A 17,582-nucleotide genomic window follows, 5' to 3' on the forward strand; every position below is an offset into this window, starting at 1 on the left:
CCGTTTGCGTAGGAGAGGGGTTTGCATCCCTAGTTTGCCCCTCGACGCAGCACCGCCAGCACAAAGCGCGGCAGGCGCAGCATCCGCTTGATGCGCCACGGCTGCAAGTATAAGCGGTAGAGCCATTCTAGCCCGAGCTTCTGCCAGCGCAGCGGCGCGCGCGGGATGATGCCCGCAACAAAATCGAGCGTACCGCCAATGCCCATCGCCATGCTCACGTTAAGGCGCGGCGCGTTGCGGGCGATCCACTTGTCCTGCTCCGGCGCGCCATAGGCCACCAGCAGAATATCCGCGCCGCTGGCATTGACCATCTCGACCAGCCGATCTTCTTCTTCCCAACGCGGACTGCCCGCATACGTCCCAACGATTTGTAAGCCGGAATTCTGGTCGCGCAGGATGTTCGCCGCTTTCTCCGCGACGCCGTCCGCCGCGCCGAGCAGGAACAGCTTCCAGCCGCGCAATGCTGCTTCCTGCGCGATGCGCGGCACGCCATCCGACCCGGTCACGCGCTCGGGCACCGGTTGCCCGATGCGCCGCGCCGCCCACAGCAGCCCGACGCCATCCGGCACGGTCAAATCGACGCGCTTCAGGATATTGCGAAAGTTCACGTCCTGCTGCGCGATCATGAGCATTTCCGGGTTGACCGTACACACATGATGCAGCCGATCTTTGGCCTGCACCCACGAGTCGATCAAATCCATCCACTGTGCGTAGGTGATGCGGCTGACGGGAATGCCGAGAATGTGCAGGTGGTCAGGGTAACGACGATCAACCTGTTTCCAAGGGCGAGGGGAAGCACTGTCCAAGTCCCCTCCCCACGGAGAGGGTCGTGAGGTGGTTGTTAACATCTGCCCCACCGCGGCGCTCACCTGTTCCGGCGTGATCATGCGCATGCACGTCCGCGCCGCGCAGCCATTGCGCAAGCCGAGCTCGTGCCCGACGTAGCTGCACGGCGAACATTCCGGCGCGCTGCGCACCAGCGTCTGCGGCACGCCCCACGGACTCCACGCCGCCGCGTTGCTCGGTCCAAAGACCGCCACAATCGGCACGCCCGCCGCCGCGGCGAGGTGCAGCACGCCCGAATCCGCGCCGATGAACAGATCGCACTCTTTGAGGAAACTTGCCAGTTCGGGCAGCGTGGTTTTACCCGTCAAATCGAATGGCGTCTGTTTCATTGCGGCAATCACGGCAGGCGAATCATCCGACTTGCCGCCCACCAGCACAATTTGCGCGTTGTGGCGTTCGATCAGCGCATCGGCGACGGCGGCGAACTTCTCTGCTTCCCAGCGCCGCGCGAGGCTGAATCCGCCGCTGCCCGCGTGGAGAGCGATGAGGCGTGCATCAACCTCACCCCTATATCCCCTCTCCCAGGTGAGAGGGGACTGCTCCCCCTCTCCGCTCGGAGAGGGGGCTGGGGGGTGAGGTGAGGTCGCTACCTGTGCCGGGCGCGGCGCGTTCGATGCCCCGACCCGCGCGACTATGTCCAGCCAGTACTGCGCCTGATGCCGCGCGCCGAAACCGTCATCCGGTACTCGCTCGGTCAAAAAGAAGCCGTGCCCGTTCTCCAAGCCGACTCTTCGCCCCGCGCCCGCCGCCAGCGCCAGCCCTGCAAATTTGAGCGTACCGAAGCGCGTGGTGAAATGATGGAAGAACAGCAGCGTGTCATAGTGACCACGGTGCAGTCGCCCCGCCAGCTTGAGCAGCGCGACCGCATTCGCGGGCTTGAGCATGGCTTTCGGGCTGTCAAAGGTGTGCTTGTCGAAGGTGATCACTTCATCCACGAGCCGCGGGTCGAGAATCGGCGCGGCATGCTTGGTCGTCAGCACGGCGATATGCGCGTCGGGATGCGCCTCACGCAGCGCACTGATCGCGGGCGTGGAGAGGATCAGGTCGCCAATATCGGCTAGCTGGATAATCAAAAATCGTTGGGACATTCATCAGCTCAGACAAAGAACAAAAAAAAGCCTAACGCAAAGACGCCAAGTCGCGAAGACGCCAAACAAAGTCTACACGACACAACAGGCAGTTGACAGTGAAAGCGCATTTTTACCCTTTCCTTTGCGCCTTTGCGTCTTCGTGTCTTTGCGTTAAGCACTTTCTTTAAACATCTTCTAGCGCATTGAGCACGGCTTGCGCGGCGCGATCCCACGTAAACTGCTGCGCCTGCGGCCTGCCCGCCGCGATCAGGCGTGCGCGCAGGGCGTCATCCGTGCTCAGACGCTCCAACGCGTCGGCAATCGCCATCACATCCAGCGGATCGACCAGCAGCGCGGCGTCGCCCGCCAGTTCCGGCAGGCTCGACGTGGTCGACGCGATCACAGGCGTACCGCACAGCATCGCCTCGAGAATCGGGAAGCCGAAGCCTTCGTAGAGCGTCGGGAAGACGAGCCCCAGCGCTCCCGCATACAGCGCGCCTTTATCGGCATCGTCGACGAAGCCCGGCATGTAGATATGTTCCGCGCCAACAATCCACGCCGCATCGAAGAGCCAGCCGGGGTTGCCCGCCAGCACCAGCCCGGTCGGATCATCCTTCGGGCGCGTTTTCCGCCACTGCTGAAACGCCTGCACAATCCGCTGGATGTTTTTGCGTGGCTGAAGTGTCCCTAGAAACAAGAAGTAGCGTTCTGGCAAATGATACTTTTTGCGCGCGGCGGTCACATCCCTAATCGGCGGCGCATCGACGCCGGGATACACGACGCGGATTTTGCCCGGTGATGTGCGGTAGAAGCGCTGCAAATCGTTGGCAGTCGCGCGGCTGTCCGCGAAAATCACACGGGCGCGGCTCGCGCTCCAGCGCGTCGACAGATCGAGGTAGCGCCGCTGATTCGGCGTGTGCGCTTCGGGAAAATACTTGTAGCCCAGGTCATGCACGGTCATGATTCCCTTGCCGGGGAAGACGAACGGCAGGGTATGCGCAGGCGTCCACAGCGCGTCGGGTCGATCTTTGAAGAGTTCGGCAGCGAGCCGCAGATGCGTCCACGCGCGGGGATACGGAATGACGCGGCAGTCCGCGCCGGGGAAGAGATCGGCGGGCGGCTGATCGCGAAAATACAGCGTGATCTGGTGCGCAGTGTTGTGGCGCAGCACCGCGCGGATGATCTCCAGCGCGTAGCGCTCCGTCCCGGTGACGCGGGCGACCGTCGTCCGGCTGGCGTCGATGGCGAGGCGCACGATCAGCTAACGGCGGCGCAGACGCGGCAGAATCAGCAAAATGACGATGAGCACCGCCACCACCGGCAGCATGACGGTCGCCGCGGATAGTTGAATCGGCGGCACAATGCCGAGGCTTTCCAGCAGCCCCGCCGCCCCACCCAGGATCAGCAGCAGGCCGGGGATGAACGCGCGGCGCTCGACGGGACGGGCCAACACCCCCGCACCGATCAAGCCGACGCCGAGGGCGGCGAAGATCAGCGGGTAGAAGCTCACCGATTGCAGCATAGCAACCCCGACCGCCAGCGTGAGCGCGATCAGCAAGCCGAACAGCAGTGTCCCGCGCGACCAGCGCCCCGCACCGAGCCAGTAGGCCACCAGCGCGAGCGCCGCCCCGCCGATGATGGCAACGGTTAGTATCTGGGGATCGATGCTGCTGCCGGACGTCGTGGTCAGCGTGAGCCACGCGCCCAAGCCGATCAGCAGCAGCGCCGGGACGACCGAGCCAAGCTGCCCACGCTTGAGGCGCGACAGCGGCGGCATAGCGAGCTGCGGCGCATACGCGCTCGCCCGCTTGCGCGGCGCGGCATCGAGGGCGATCTCTTCGGCTTCCTGCCGAGTGACGGGTTCGCTCAGCGCGGCGACAGCCGCCAACGCCGCGTCGATATCCTGCCCGCTGCTATCTGGCGAATAGATGCTCCAATCCGGCGCGGCGAGTTCGAGCAGCGGCTCGTCGAACGAGTCAGCCACATCCGGCGGATCAATCAACGGTTCAGCCGCATCCTCGGGTTCAGCCCCGGGATCGGCGGGTTCTACGGGTTCGTTGTCGCCTGCGGGGAGGCGTGTCGTTTCGTCTGTCATAGCTTGTATTGTGGCGGCTTTTGCGCGGTGATGCAAGTCGCGACTCCGCGCGCCGTCCGTTCCCGATCACGCGTCGCTCCCGCTCCAGCGGACCAATCCAGCCTTGTCAGCGGTAACACCATCCGCTATACTGTTTTTCTACCTCGGCGACGTGGCCAAGTGGCAAGGCAAAGCTCTGCAAAAGCTTGATCACCGGTTCGAATCCGGTCGTCGCCTTCAAGACATTCCCCTATAATGGGGGGAGTGTCTTTTTTATTTTGGCTGATTAGCCAATGGCTTTTAGCCTGAACTTTGTCGGGACACGCAGAAGCGTGTCCGTGAGTGTGACAAGTCGTGAATGGACAGCGAAGATGGATGAACAATCGCCAAAATCAGAACCGATGCCTGACCGTCCGCCGCTGCGCGTCTCGTTGACGCCGCTGCCGCTGCCCAATTACAGCCTGTCGACGGTCTGCCCCGCCTGCGACGCACCCACGGTGCGCCGGGCGTGCAAAGTGCGCTGTGATCGCTGCGGTTTCATGTGGGATTGCAGCGAACTGTAGAGAGGACATTCCCCTTGAGGACCATCACCAGAATCGATGTCGGCTCGGCCTTTCGCGTGGGTGCCATTGCCTACGCGATCTTCTTCACCATCTTCGGCTTACTCTCGCTGGCCATGCAGGTGCTGTTTTTCGCGCCGTTCATGAACAGCATCACCACCAACGCGACCGTCAACAGCAACCCCATCGATCTCTCGCTGTTCGCCGGGGTGAGTCTGATCAGCCTGCTGTGCTTTTACTTTGTCGGCATTGCGATGGCGGCGATCTTCGGGGGCATCAGCACGGCGCTGCTGGCGTGGGCGTATAATCTGGCCGCACGCTGGGTCGGTGGACTCAAGATTCGGCTGGACACGGATGGTAACGATTTGCTCGACGAACTCGGGCGCGACATCGATATGAAACGCAAGCGCGGGGAGCTGTAACCGCACCCTGCTCATATGGAGTGTGGTCTTGAAAAGACTGAGGACGAGGCATGCCTCGTCCCTATACAAACGCTCTTATCTGTCTCCCCTCCCTGAATTCGGTTGAGGACAGGACACTTTTACGGGGGGGCGCCCGGGCTCCCCGATCTGGCAAAAGGACGCGCCGTGCGCCCACGAAATCTGTTTCCCCAAACCGGTGCCTTAATGGCTCCCAATGGTAAAACTGTCCCTCCGTCAACTGAATTCGGGGAGGGGCAGGGATGGGGTCGGCAACTACAGGTTATACAGCGCCCCGTACTTCGTGCGCAGATAATTGAGCAGCGGCTGCACCTGCAAACTGCCGCCGGTCACGCGCTGAACCAGTTCCGGCGCGGTGAACTTGCTGCCGTGCTGGTAGATGTTCTCCTTCAGCCAGGTGTGCAGCGTGTCGAACTTGCCCTGACCGATCTCACTCGGAATCTCCGGGTGTGCTTCCAGCGCCTTAGCATAGAACTGTGCGCTCAACAGGTTGCCGAGTGTGTAGCCCTGGAACGCCCCACCAATCAGCCCGCCGTACCAGTGCACGTCTTGCAGCACGCCGTCGCGGTGATCCGGCGCTGTCACGCCGAGATCGCTGGCATAGCGGCTGTTCCACATCTCCGGCAGGTCCTTGATCGCCAGCGAGCCTTCCAGCAACGCCAATTCGATGTCAAAGCGAATCATCACGTGCAGGTTATAGGTCACTTCGTCGGCATCCACGCGGATGAGCGACGGCGTCACTTTGTTGATGGCGCGGTGGAACTGGTCAACGGTCACGCCGCGCAGTTGATCGGGGAAGGCCGCTTGCAGGTCGGGATAGTAGTGATCCCAGAATTCGCGGCTGCGCCCGACGATGTTCTCCCACAGACGCGACTGGCTCTCATGCACGCCCGCTGACGTGCCGCCATCCAGTGATGTGCCTTCGTACGCCGGATTGATGCCCATCTCATAGAGCGCGTGCCCCGCCTCATGCAGCGTGCTGAAGAGCGCGTCACGCACGTCATCCTCACGGACGCGCGTGGTGATGCGCACATCACCCCACGCAAACTTGGTCATGAACGGGTGATGCGTCAAGTCCTGCCGTCCGCGCTGGAAGTCATAGCCATACTGCTTGATGATCTTCTCGCCGAACGCGAGCTGCGCCGCCTGCGGATAGTGGCTGTCGATGAACGAGTCGTCGGTCGGTGTCTGCGACGTGATCGCCTTGACGAGCGGCACGAGACCCTCGCGCAGTTCCGCGAACACGCGCCGCACATCCTGCGCCTTCATGCCGTAATCCGCCATGTCGATCAGCGGGTCGGCGATGTGGTCGTAGCCGGGGAAGCATTCAGCGTAGCGGCGGCTGAGGTCGAGCGTCTTTTCAAGCAGCGGTTCCATCCGTGCCCAGTCATTCGCGGGGCGCGCCTCCGCCCACTTGGAATAGGTGAGGGCGGTATGTTCTAGCAATTCGCCGACGAGATTCACCGGGACTTTGACATAGCGTTCGTAGCTGCGCCGTGCATTGCGGATGAGCGCGGCATCGTCGTGATCGTACGGCAGGCTTTCCTCGTATGGGCGCAGATCATCCAGCAGATGGCCGACCGCCGGGTCGACCAGCCGCTCGAACGCTAGCTTCCCGACGAGACTGCTCTGGCGCGCGCGCGCCTCCGCGCCTGCAGGCGGCATATACGTCGATTGATCCCAGCCGAGAACCGCGCCGACAAAGCTCAAATCGGAGTATTCGAGCAGCCGTGTTTTGAGTTCCTGTAATTTGTTCTCCAACGCCTCTTCTCCATTTGAAATAGTTTCAATGCTAATTTTATTTCGAAAAGCTCAAGTCTGTCAATCAGACAAGCTGACCGACTGCCGAATAGCGACGACACCCTGCGCAGCAGTCATAAGGGTGTTTAGAAACCCCTCACCCCCAACCCCTCTCCCACGCAAGCGGGGAGAGGGGAGGGGTCGGGAGCTGACCTTTTTCAACACGCTCATGATAATAACTGGCCTGTCCAGACCGCCACTTTACCCCCGCCACTCGTGTTCGAGGATGCTCATGATGATCATGTTGTAGTACACACCCTCCCAGAACAGCGCATCCCGGAGTACACCTTCCCGCTGAAAGCCCACCTTCTCATAGGCACGCGCCGCCCGCGGGTTGAAATCGTAGACGCCGAGTTCGATGCGGTGCAGCCTGAGCGTCTCGAAGCCATAGCGCACCATCAGACGCATGGCGTCCGTGCCATACCCCTTGCCCCAATCCGCCGGAGCGAAAATGGCGATGCGGATATTCGCTGAGCGGTTCGCCGCATCGATCTCGTTGATCACCACCTCGCCGACTGCCCGATCATCCCTCACATCCGCGAACATGAAGGCCGCGCGGTCTTCCCCCGGCTGCAGGTTACGCTGGATATACGCGTCGATTTGTTCGCGCGTGAAGGTCTGCTGCGTTCCCGTGAGCTTGGCACTCTCCGGCTCATTCGCGCCTGCCAGCAGCAGGTCAGCATCAGCGGGCGTATACGGTCGCAGATACACCCGCTCCCCAATAAGAATTTTCGCGCCGGTCATACACCCTCAATTGGTTCGCAACAGTTCATAACGGCTCTGACTCTACAGTCTCCAAACATTCATTGTCAATGGCTGATTGAATCTTCTATACTCTCAAATACAGAGTGAAAGAGCGCGTCCCATGATTACCTTACCAGATCCAATCGTCTACTATCGGATCGTCTGGGAGATAGTGCGCCACATCCCGGCGGGAAAAGTTTCCACGTACGGTCATATCGCCACGATGATTCCAGCGCCAGCCGGAGTCGAGGCGGCGGATTATGAGAAGCTCGCTCCACGATGGGTGGGAGACGCTATGAATGCCGTTTCTCGCGTCGATGATCCGGAAATCCCCTGGCATCGGGTGATCAACAGCAAAGGCGAAATCAGCCTGCCGCCGGACAGCGTCTCGGCGGCGCTCCAGCGCGCGCGGCTGCGCCACGAAGGGACGATGGCCGACGACGCGGAAATCGTCGATCTGAATCAGTATTTATGGGAGCCTGACCGGAACTGGTTATGGGAACATGGCCTGCGCCCGCCCAAATCACTCAAGAAGCAGCAGAGTCACACGGGTCAGATGCGCCTGTTTTGACGCACTCCTGTGGAAATAGCAGTCCAGCCTCTGCTCAAGACGGCTTTTCACAGGGACGCGATTTAGAGGGTTGCCAATAAGGTTATCAACTGTAGGGACGAGGCATGCCTCGTCCTAATTTCTAGAGAAGGATATAGAGGACAAGGCATGCCTTGTCCCTACAAACAACGCATCGTTGTATGCTTACACGCTGGGACGATAGGCGTCAATGTACTCGAACGCCGCGTCGAGCGTGGGCGCGAGGTGAAACATCTTCTCAAACGGCGTTTGGACGAACTGCGCCGCCCGCATCTGCTCAAACAGCGCCAGCAGTGGCTGATAAAACCCCTCGAGATCCAGCAGCACCAGCGGCTTGTCGAGCAGGCGCAGGTGCTTGCCGACCATAATCTCCGTGACCTCTTCGAGCGTGCCAATGCCGCCCGGCAGCGCCAGAAACGCATCCGACCGCGCTTCCATCGTCGCTTTGCGTTCGCGCATGTTCGGCGTGACGACCAATTCGTCGGCATTGTGATACGCAACTTCCCGGTCGACCAGCGCCTGCGGGATCACACCGATAACGCGCCCACCCGCCGCATGCACGCTGCGAGCGATCGCGCCCATCAAGCCGACGCTGGCGCCGCCGTAGACCAGCGTGTCGCCGCGGGACGCCAGATGCCCACCGAGCGACTCGGCAAGAATGAAATACTTCGGATCAATCGTGTTGCTCGATGAGCAGTAAACGCAGATGTTCATAAGTTTGTCTAGACGGGAATCCCCAATACACGCGCGATATCCAACGCATGATTGTGCTCATGTTGAGCCGCAATGCGCAAGATTTGCCGGACCGACATGATATTCATCGAACCGTGGCGTCCGGTCTTTTCGAAGATGCTCTCGTCGGTCACGCCGTCCAGCCAGGCATAGAGTGCCGCGCGCGACTGCGCCAGACTCTCCCGCGCCTGTTCTGGCGTGAGCTCGGCTTTCTTCTCGACCGAGCGGCGGTTGTAGCGTTCGAGGTCGAAATCGGCGGGGACAACTTCTTTGCCCTCGGCGTAACCCATTACCATGTTGTTGTGCGCCGCATCGGTCAGCACGAGGTGCACAAGCAGTTGGCGCACGTTCCACGCCGCCCCTTCCGAGTAAACCTGCGCGTCCCAGCGGTCGCCTACCTGATCGAGCACGTGATTCAACACCCGGCGCGACTCGGCCAGCTCCGCCCGAATCTCATCAATCGTTTTGTAGCCCAAGTTGTAAGTCATGCTGATCCCTAAAAGCAGTCTAGTTTGACGGTGTTGCCCCGCCCCTGTCCCCTCACCCAATTCAGGGAGGGGAGCAAACACGGCTTGCAGAACCGCCCCTCTCCCGGCTTGCCTAGGAGAGGGGTTGGGCTGAGGGTTGCTGGTTGTGATTTACAACACCGTTTAGAGCTGAACGTAGCTGTTTTCGGCCAGCACGAAGCGATGCACCGCCGGGCCGTGATCCGCGGCGAACACCTTGGCGTTATCCGCCAGCAGACTGGAGTCGATGCGTCCGGGGATGGAGCGGATCGCGCAGTCCTTCATAATGATGCTGGCTTCGATTTCGCTGTTTTCGATCACCACATTGTTGCCAATCGCCGTGTACGGGCCAACGTAGCTGTTACGGATGGTCACGTTCTTGCCGATGATCACCGGACCACGCACCACGCTGTCGATGATCTGGCTGTTTTCGCCGACCAGCACGCGCGGCGAAATGTCGCAGCGGCCAATGATCATGCTGGGATCATCCGGCGCGGGGGTATACGGCAGTTCGCCGAGCACCAGTTGATTCGCCTGCATGATCGAATCCGGCTTCCCGGCGTCAATCCACCACCCGGTGATCTTGTAGTGCGTCACCTTCGCGCCCGATTCGATCAAGTGCTGGATGGCGTCGGTGATTTCGTACTCGTTGCGCGCCGACGGCTTGATCTTGGAGATCGAGTCGTAGATGCTGGAACGGAATAGATACACGCCCGCAATCGCGAGATTGGACGGCGGGACCTTCGGTTTTTCCACCACGCGCTTGATCACGCCGTCCTGCACTTCGGCGATGCCGAAGCGCGTCGGATCGGCAACTTCGCCGAGCGCGATGTTGGCTTCGGAGTCGGAAGCAGGGAAGGCGCGCAGCAGATCACCCATCTTGTCCTGAAAGATGTTATCGCCGAGGAACACGCAGAACGGTTCGCCCGCGACGAAGTCTTTGGTCAGGCCGATGGCGTGCGCCAGACCGCGCTGTTCCGCCTGTACGATATAACTCAGCTTCACGCCCAACGCCGAACCGTCGCCAAGTTCGCGCGAAATCGGCGAATCGAGTTCATTGGCGACGATGCCGATTTCTTCAATGCCCGCATTGTGCAGCACTTCAATGGCATAGCCGATCAGCGGCATGTTGGCGACGGGAACGAGCGGCTTCGGCATGGTCAGCGTGACCGGACGCAAACGCGTTCCCTGTCCGGCGGCGAGAATGATACCCTTCATACACCTACCCCCTTATGATGACTGTTCGTCCAGATAATTCACCGCTGCATCCAGCAGTGCGTCTTCGGCATCGATGAGTGTTTCGACGGTGACGGGTACGCGCACGGTCGGCGCGACGCCGCGTCCTTCAATATGGATGTTGCCTTCGGCGTCGACTTCGCGCGCGATGGTGAAGCGCACGAATTCGCCTTCCGGCATAGCGAAGTCCTGCACGCCGCCGCCCAAACCGCCCGTCGGGTAGTGGCCGACGATGGCGGCGCGATCTTCCAGCGTCATGTCATAGCTGAAGAATTCGCACGCGCTCAGGCAGGTCGGGCTGACGATGACGGCGATGTCGCCGTGATAGCGCAGGTTTTCCGGCGGCGGGTAGAAGCGGCTGATGCTGCGGGTGTCGAAGAAGAAGTCGCCGAGCGATTCGTCGTACACCCCGGAGCCGCCCGTTTCCAGCGGTTCGTCGAAGAAATACGCCGCCATCTGATCGGCGAGGAAACCGCTGCCGCCGCCGTTGACGCGCATATCGATGATCAGCCCCGGCACGCCCTGATCATTCAGCGTCTGGATCATGCGTTCCCACAGTTGAATGGTCAGCAGGTCGTTGTCGCTGAACGAGTAGATCGTCACGTAGCCGTAGCCACTCGGCAGCAGCTCGTATTCGACGGGCAGTTCAAAGCCCGTCAGGTTATCCGCCGCGCCGACGAACAGGCTGTCGAGTTCCTGCACAGCCGTCATGGTCGCGGAGTCGGTCGTGCTCTGGCCGGGGTTAATGTATTCGACGGTCACGTCATCCCCGAACGGAAAACGGGTCGCAAAGCGCAGTTGTTCGAGCCGCTGATGATGTGGGGTACTGAACGGCCCCGTCCACGTGGTCGTCTGGTCAACCCAGTCGCTCATCGGCACACCGTTGATGCTGACGATCTCCGCGCCGCGCTTGATGCCCGCCTGTTCCGCGGGTTGATCGGGGACGATCAGCGTGGCGATGAAGCGACCATCGTCCGTTTCGCGCGTCGAGAGGCCGATGCCGCCGATGGCCGCGTCGATCAGGTCTTCGCGGATGAACGGGCCAGAGACATGCCCATCCGGGGATTTGCCACAGGAAGTCCCGCAGCGCGCGGCGATATTCGAGCGAGTCGCCGTCGGCTTCCGCCTGTTCAAAGCGCGGACGCCATTCGGCCTTGAGCGCGTCCCAATCCAGCTCCTTGTATTCGGTGAAGGCGTAACGGGTGCGGAACAATTCGATCATCGCGTCGAAGGCGTCGGTGTAGCTCATCGTCGAGAAGTCTTGCAGCGCCGATGCGTCGCCTTCGATCAGGTCGATGACGGGCGCGGCGGAGCGGTCAAATGTGAACGGTTCGGTGTCCAGATCGACCACCGTATAGCCCTGCGGCACGGTGACAATCGGATCGTCTTCGGTGAACAGCAGACCATCAGCGCCGAAGCCCGACGGGAAACCCTGCGTGTCATCGGTCGCGTAGATCACGTACTTACCGCCGACCACTTCACCTTCCGAACTCGGATCGGGGTCAATGCGCGTGGAGGCATAGGCCGTTGACCAGCCGCCGCCGTACAGATCGCGTTCTTCGAGGAACGGATCGCCAAACGTGTTCGACCAGTAGGCGATGGCGAACACCTGCACGCCCTGTTCCGCTTCCGCGTCGTTGTCCACATCGCGGAACGAGCCTTGCGGCTCAATCGGCAGCGTCAGGCTGTAGTTGACGGGCGATTCATAGAAATCACTGGTGATCTGCGCCAGCGTCTGCGACTGCGGCGGCATGAGGAAATACTTGTCGCGGTCGACAAACCCGGCTTGGTCTTCGGTGATGATGATCGGCTGGGCGACGCCCGCCGTGAACAGCGTGTTGGTGTACGACAGCGTGCCGGTGATGACCTGCGCGCCGCCTTCATCGTTGACGATGTCGGCAGGAGGCGCGTCCTCTTGTGCCGCGCTCATGGAGGCAGTGAACAGCAAAATGACGACGATGAGGAGCAGACGGGGCAGCGAGGATGTTCGCTTCATACAGTTTGTCTCCCTACAACATTACAGTTAGAATTCCACGCTCAGAAGCATAGATCACATTGGGTAAACGCGCAATGCGCCGCGGGTACTGGCACAGGCAGAAGTTACATCTATTCTTATACACGCGAACGTTTAAGAATGCGTGAGGTCAAAAGCGAAAAATGTATGAATTTAGACGTATATCTGCTTTCGTAGGGATCGACCGCACGTTTTCCAGCCAGCAGCGGTAGATCGAGCGGAGGTCAAACGTCCGCCGCTGTGAGCCGAGCTGCGCTACTATGATGTATAGAACCGAATCGTCCGAAAGGACTAGGCGCATGCGCACCTCGTGGTTAACCTTCCTCGCCCTGCTCACGCTCACGCTGATCGCCGCACCCGCGCAGACCGCTTACGCGTGCAGCGGCGGACCGCCGCCATTGAGCATCAACTACCTGATGCAGCACAGCCTGATCGTCAAGGCGACCGTGGTCGAAACCGACGACGCCTCCATCAACGCGATTCTGCGCGTCGACAGCTATTTGAACGGCGGTAACGGCGACCAATATCTGCTCTACCAGCGCAACGATCCCGTGCTGTCAGCAGTCTATGTCGGCCACGGCTATGGAACGGGCTGCACTTATAGCGGCGCGGAGCGCATTCAATTAGGCATGACCTCCTATTTCGCGCTGGAGCGTCACGCCGATGGCTCGTATCACGCTGTCGATGATCTACTCTCAGATCTTCCCAATGACCCACTGCCGTTGGCGAAACGCGCACAGCGTCTACGTGCTTACCGATCCGGCAGGCGAGGAACGGGATTGGGACAATGTAACGCGCGTCGACAGTCGCCAGCGAAGAAGCCTTGATCGAAGTGCTGCGCGAATACGGTGAGGTGAACATCGTGCCGCCCGACGAAGAGCAGCAGTTCCGCCCGCTGCTCGCCCCGCTGCTGATTACCACTGAGACCGGCGCGCAGTATCAACTGCCAGTGGATCGCCGCGAACCATTGCGTTTGGGGAATCCTGTAAGGTTGGCGGCGCATCCCGCCAACGCCTATCCTGACCTCTACGACTCGCCGCCCTACTGCGCCGAAGTTGGCTGTCGCCTTTCGACACCCGATTACAGCCTGTACGCCGAACAAACCGATGCGGAAACGATCTCCATGGGCGTGCCGTATGGCGACTGTGTCGGTTTGCAAGTCCTGCCCGGACAAGCATTCGCTTTCTCCTCCACCAGTGAATCAATGTTGGTGTGGAATGCTGATCACTTGGATGTGTACCTGATTCAGAGTCGGATGGCTGGTGGAGATATCACGATTGCTGGTTTTAGCGGCGGATGTGGTATGGGCAATACGCCGCAGTTGTGGCCAATCTTCAGCATTCCGTTGACCAATGGGCGGATAGGCGAGGCGGAATGGAGCGCGGACGGCAATGTTCTCGCCTATGCTGACGGTCAAGGTTTATGGTCGCTCGATCTCTGGCGCGGCCTCCAATCGGAACTGGTCGTTTCCGGTGATCGGCTATTCCCGCTGTTCGTCTCGGCGACCGGGCGCTACATCGGCTACCAAACGGATCAAGCCTCCTCGGATTGGCTGACGCTGGACACCCGCACCGGCGAAACCTTCGAGAACGCCTTAGTGTCAGACAATGAGCGGCGGTTCGCGCTACTCGCGCCTACGTACCCGACGGAACAACGCGATCGCTTCACGTGTGCCCAACCGATCACGCTGCGCTGCCCATTGATCTTTGAAACGTTCCCGAATGCTTTCGGTTGGTTCAACGGGGATGACTATTTTATCGCCCAGACTACCCCTTGGCCGGATTGGTATAGCGCGTACACGGGAGCCTATGGCTTAATCGAAGGTGGTGGTCAGATCGAATTCAACCGGGATAGGTTTTCATCGGAAGAAGTGGTGCTGGATATCGCCTATGAACCACATCAAGGTACATTTGCGCTGCTCATGGGCGAGTACGAGATTCGCCTCAACAATCAAGCGCTCGATCTCTCAGGCTCGCTCGACGGCGCAATCACGCAGATCACATGGCTGCCACCGCTGTTCTATTTCGCGGAGTAAAACGGGGCAAAAATACGTAGGGGCGCACCTGCGTGTGCGCCCAAGCATCGGGCAGACACACAGGGCTGCCCCTACACGAACCTCGCGCTAGCTTCTTCAATCCGTCAGCGATTGCAGCGAGTTGAGCAGCTTCGACCGCTCAACCACATCCTTGAGGATGTTGCGGCGGTTGGTGGTGATCGCCGGTTTGTGCGCGTATTCCCAGATTTCCTCGGCGATTTCCCAGACGGCGTTCGGCTTGGCAATGCTGCGCGCGGCATCCGAGCGGCGTTTTAATCCCGCGGCGCCTTCGCTCAACCATTGCTGAGCGGCATCGGCGACCTGCTTGGGCGTCGGCGCGTACTCGCCTGCCTTGTTTTCGACCACAAAGTCGACGTTGCCCTCTTCCTGACCGGGGATCGCATCGAACAGGATCAGCGGCAGTCCGGCAATCGCCGCCTCACTGATCGTCGCGGGACCCGCTTTGGTCACGAGGATGTCCGCCGCCGCCATCAGCTTGGGCATGTCGGTGACGAAACCATACACCTTGACGGGCTGGTTCCAATCGCTCTCTTCCAGCTTTTCTTTGAGCGTCTTGTTGCGCCCCGCAATGATGATCAATTGGCACTTGAGTTTGCGGGAATTGATGGCCCGGGCGACTTTGTAGAGCGGCCCCATGCCTTCACCGCCGCCGACCATGAGGATCGCAGGGAGGTTCGCATCCCAGCCGAGCTGTTGGCGCGCGACCGCTTTATCGAGCAGCTTCTTCTCAAACTGCGGGTGCACGGGCAGCCCCGTGATGCGCATCTGTTCCGCCTTGATTCCGGCTTCGAGGCCACGTTCGAGCGCGGGCAGCGTTGGCACCAGCGTGCGGTCGGCGCGGCGGTCATACCAGAACATGTGCGTTGAGACGAGGTCGGTCACGACGACGACGAACGGTGGGCGCTTCTCCTGTGACATCATCGCCTGCATGGCGAGGTGCGTCAGCACAGAGTGTACGCTCACGACCACATCTGCGGGATATTCGCGGAGCATGCGCTTGAGGCGCTTCTCCGCCGTCAGGTAGATGGCCTGCGCGGCCACTTTGGCGCGCCGCCGGGTATTGGAGAGCTTATAGCCGACGCCCCACGACGATTTACTGTGGTTGATCAACCAGGGGTAGAATTCCGGCATGTATTTGAACGGAAACGGCGAGTAGTGGCGGAAGCCATCCACCATCTGGCACTGCACCTCATCGCCATACTTGGCGATCAAGGCATCGCGAATCGCTTCTGCGGCCGCCCGATGCCCCCCACCCGTATCTGACATGATGAATAGCACACGTTTAGGCACCCTGATTCCCCTTGATTACTCGTTTTAAACGTCGAAAAAACTCGGTCCGTGCCAGCATGACGTGGCGTTCACAGCCAGTGCAGCGTATCCCGATATCCGCTCCCACCCGGTAGATGACCCAAGTATCACTCCCACAGGGGTGCGGCTTTTTCATCTGGACACGGTCGCCAATTTGAATTTCAGCAGTCATAAGACCCTAGTGTACAGCTTACAACCATTGATGCACAGTGAAACATTGTAGGTAAAAAGCCGCTGATCGACAGTTAATGCTTGTCCGCCACCGCGATCTCGCGCTTTTTCCAAGCGCCAGCGAACGCTCTACGTCTCCTCATTTACTCCCTGCTATAATGACGGGCAATGTCTATCGTATCCTGTGGAGATGTAATTTGCTCTCCGGTCTTTCGCTCGCAGAAATCTTTGCCAACGGCATCGTCTTGCTGATCGCGATGACGCTGCACGAGTTCGCGCACAATTACGTTGGCTGGCGCATGGGCGATCCTGAACCCGCCCGCGCTGGACGGCTGACCCTCAATCCATTCGTGCACATCAACTGGATCGGTTGGTTGATGTTCGTCATCGTCGGCTTCGGCATCCTCGGCTCTGCGCCGATTTCGCCCTACCGCATGCGCGCCGACAATCGGCGTTGGCGCTGGTTGGCGGCGGTCGCGGCGGGTCCACTCATCAATCTGGTGCTGGCCATCGTCACCGCGCTGATCTTGCGCCTCCTGACCGTCGAGGTCGTCGAAACCCTACCGCCCATGCTCCAGCTCATCCTGTTTCAGATGGTGGTGCTGAACCTGCTGCTGTTCGTCTTCAACCTGCTGCCCCTGTTCCCGATCGATGGCTGGCAGATTGTGCTGGCACTCCTGCCGCCCAATCTCGCCTCCGTCTGGCAGCGTCACGCTCAAACGACGCAGTACATTCTGCTGGGCTTGATTCTGCTCAGCTTCGTCCGCATTCCCGGCTTCAATCCGCTGAACACGCTTATCGGTCAGCCGCTCAACCAACTGATCATCGCGCTGTTCGATTTCCCGCTGCTGTTCCAGTACGGCAGCGTCTTGAATGCCTTCGCCCGATGACCATGACTTACCGCGTCCGTCAGGGGCTGCAAGCCCTGTCTGCCTTTGCCCGCACGCCCGATTACGGGCTGGCGGCGCGGTATCTGTCACCGCCGCTCATGGGCGTCTTCCGCGCTATGCGCCGCAATGAACAGCTGCACAGCCTCAACGTGCTGCGCGCCCTCCTCGCTGAGGGCGACACGCCGCGCGATCTCGCGGTCGCCGCGCTGCTGCATGACAGCGGCAAAAGTCGCTACCCGCTCGGCGTGTGGCAAAAAACCTACGCCGTGCTTCTGCGGCGGCTGTTCCCGCGCCTGTTTGAACGGTTGAGCAGCGGTAATCCGCATAACCTGCTCATCCGTCCGTTTGTTGTTTACGTGCACCACCCCGACTGGAGCGCCGAGCTCATGACGACGGCAGGCGCGACTCCGGACGCCGTCTGGTTAGCGGCGCATCATCAGGAAAATCGAACCCACTGGCAGAATCACGAGTTATTCCATTTATTAGAACGCCTTCAACGGGCAGACGATGCGAATTAGCTTAGAGCAGTTAGCCTTTAGCGCTTAG

At 60.3% G+C, this 17,582-nt stretch carries 19 protein-coding genes and 1 tRNA gene; 8 read left to right on the forward strand and 12 right to left on the reverse strand.

Translation table 11 applies throughout. The features are described from left to right. Positions 1–29: 29 nt before the first annotated feature. The 3 genes from IPK17_RS10900 to IPK17_RS10910 form a co-directional block, all read right to left on the reverse strand. Entirely contained in the window at positions 30–1,934 is a 1,905-nt protein-coding gene (locus IPK17_RS10900) for a WecB/TagA/CpsF family glycosyltransferase (protein ID WP_343417721.1), read from the reverse strand. Between the two features lie 166 nt (positions 1,935–2,100). Continuing rightward, the gene (locus tag IPK17_RS10905; protein WP_343417722.1) at positions 2,101–3,171 is read right to left on the reverse strand and encodes a glycosyltransferase family 4 protein; all 1,071 of its coding nucleotides are present in this window, start codon (positions 3,169–3,171) and stop codon (positions 2,101–2,103) included. Between the two features lie 6 nt (positions 3,172–3,177). Next, positions 3,178–4,011 (reverse strand): hypothetical protein, encoded by an 834-nt coding sequence (locus IPK17_RS10910; RefSeq protein ID WP_343417723.1) that lies wholly within the window; start codon positions 4,009–4,011, stop codon positions 3,178–3,180. Positions 4,012–4,156: 145 nt separating this feature from the next. On the opposite strand from IPK17_RS10910, the gene IPK17_RS10915 reads away from it, so the two are divergent. The 3 genes from IPK17_RS10915 (at position 4,157) to IPK17_RS10925 (ending at position 4,972) form a co-directional block, all read left to right on the forward strand. Beyond that, positions 4,157–4,227: transfer RNA gene (locus IPK17_RS10915), tRNA-Cys, on the forward strand. A 134-nt stretch (positions 4,228–4,361) separates the two neighbouring features. Then, the gene (locus IPK17_RS10920; protein WP_343417724.1) at positions 4,362–4,553 is read left to right on the forward strand and encodes a hypothetical protein; all 192 of its coding nucleotides are present in this window, start codon (positions 4,362–4,364) and stop codon (positions 4,551–4,553) included. Between the two features lie 14 nt (positions 4,554–4,567). Continuing rightward, positions 4,568–4,972 (forward strand): DUF3566 domain-containing protein, encoded by a 405-nt coding sequence (locus tag IPK17_RS10925; RefSeq protein ID WP_343417725.1) that lies wholly within the window; start codon positions 4,568–4,570, stop codon positions 4,970–4,972. Positions 4,973–5,245: 273 nt separating this feature from the next. Here the strand turns inward: IPK17_RS10925 and IPK17_RS10930 are convergent, their stop codons facing one another. After that, on the reverse strand, positions 5,246–6,751 hold the full coding sequence (locus tag IPK17_RS10930) for a carboxypeptidase M32 (protein WP_343417726.1): 1,506 nt from the start codon (positions 6,749–6,751) through the stop codon (positions 5,246–5,248). A 240-nt stretch (positions 6,752–6,991) separates the two neighbouring features. Next, positions 6,992–7,534, reverse strand: a complete 543-nt coding sequence (locus tag IPK17_RS10935) for a GNAT family N-acetyltransferase (RefSeq protein WP_343417727.1) — start codon at positions 7,532–7,534, stop codon at positions 6,992–6,994. Positions 7,535–7,655: 121 nt separating this feature from the next. On the opposite strand from IPK17_RS10935, the gene IPK17_RS10940 reads away from it, so the two are divergent. Further along, the gene (locus IPK17_RS10940) at positions 7,656–8,105 is read left to right on the forward strand and encodes an MGMT family protein (protein ID WP_343417728.1); all 450 of its coding nucleotides are present in this window, start codon (positions 7,656–7,658) and stop codon (positions 8,103–8,105) included. Between the two features lie 183 nt (positions 8,106–8,288). On the opposite strand, the gene IPK17_RS10945 is transcribed toward IPK17_RS10940, so the two are convergent. The 5 genes from IPK17_RS10945 to IPK17_RS10965 form a co-directional block, all read right to left on the reverse strand. Continuing rightward, positions 8,289–8,837, reverse strand: coding sequence for an LOG family protein (locus IPK17_RS10945; protein ID WP_343417729.1), 549 nt, complete (start codon positions 8,835–8,837; stop codon positions 8,289–8,291). Positions 8,838–8,845: 8 nt separating this feature from the next. Further along, positions 8,846–9,343: a DinB family protein gene (locus tag IPK17_RS10950; RefSeq protein ID WP_343417730.1), complete on the reverse strand. Its 498-nt coding sequence runs from the start codon at positions 9,341–9,343 to the stop codon at positions 8,846–8,848. Positions 9,344–9,505: 162 nt separating this feature from the next. Beyond that, positions 9,506–10,579, reverse strand: a complete 1,074-nt coding sequence (locus tag IPK17_RS10955; RefSeq protein WP_343417731.1) for a glucose-1-phosphate thymidylyltransferase — start codon at positions 10,577–10,579, stop codon at positions 9,506–9,508. A 12-nt stretch (positions 10,580–10,591) separates the two neighbouring features. Continuing rightward, entirely contained in the window at positions 10,592–11,557 is a 966-nt protein-coding gene (locus IPK17_RS10960) for a S41 family peptidase (RefSeq protein WP_350341629.1), read from the reverse strand. Further along, complete coding sequence (locus IPK17_RS10965; RefSeq protein ID WP_343417733.1) at positions 11,454–12,527, reverse strand: hypothetical protein; 1,074 nt, start codon at positions 12,525–12,527, stop codon at positions 11,454–11,456. Before IPK17_RS10965 ends, IPK17_RS10960 begins: the two co-directional genes overlap by 104 nt. A 383-nt stretch (positions 12,528–12,910) precedes the next feature. On the opposite strand from IPK17_RS10965, the gene IPK17_RS10970 reads away from it, so the two are divergent. Continuing rightward, positions 12,911–13,438, forward strand: coding sequence for a hypothetical protein (locus IPK17_RS10970; protein WP_343417734.1), 528 nt, complete (start codon positions 12,911–12,913; stop codon positions 13,436–13,438). After that, positions 13,435–14,646, forward strand: a complete 1,212-nt coding sequence (locus IPK17_RS10975; RefSeq protein ID WP_343417735.1) for a hypothetical protein — start codon at positions 13,435–13,437, stop codon at positions 14,644–14,646. Before IPK17_RS10970 ends, IPK17_RS10975 begins: the two co-directional genes overlap by 4 nt. A gap of 96 nt (positions 14,647–14,742) precedes the next feature. Here the strand turns inward: IPK17_RS10975 and IPK17_RS10980 are convergent, their stop codons facing one another. After that, positions 14,743–15,957: an MGDG synthase family glycosyltransferase gene (locus IPK17_RS10980; RefSeq protein WP_343417736.1), complete on the reverse strand. Its 1,215-nt coding sequence runs from the start codon at positions 15,955–15,957 to the stop codon at positions 14,743–14,745. Then, positions 15,950–16,147 carry a DUF951 domain-containing protein gene (locus tag IPK17_RS10985; protein WP_343417737.1) on the reverse strand — a complete coding sequence of 66 codons (198 nt, stop codon included), beginning with the start codon at positions 16,145–16,147 and terminating at the stop codon, positions 15,950–15,952. Before IPK17_RS10985 ends, IPK17_RS10980 begins: the two co-directional genes overlap by 8 nt. A gap of 196 nt (positions 16,148–16,343) precedes the next feature. Here IPK17_RS10985 and IPK17_RS10990 point away from each other — a divergent pair, with 196 nt between their 5' ends. Further along, positions 16,344–17,036 carry a site-2 protease family protein gene (locus IPK17_RS10990; RefSeq protein WP_343417738.1) on the forward strand — a complete coding sequence of 231 codons (693 nt, stop codon included), beginning with the start codon at positions 16,344–16,346 and terminating at the stop codon, positions 17,034–17,036. After that, entirely contained in the window at positions 17,033–17,554 is a 522-nt protein-coding gene (locus IPK17_RS10995; protein ID WP_343417739.1) for an HD domain-containing protein, read from the forward strand. The genes IPK17_RS10990 and IPK17_RS10995 overlap by 4 nt, the downstream gene beginning before the upstream one ends. The last annotated feature ends 28 nt before the right edge of the window (positions 17,555–17,582 follow it).

The organism is Candidatus Flexifilum breve (assembly GCF_016713355.1).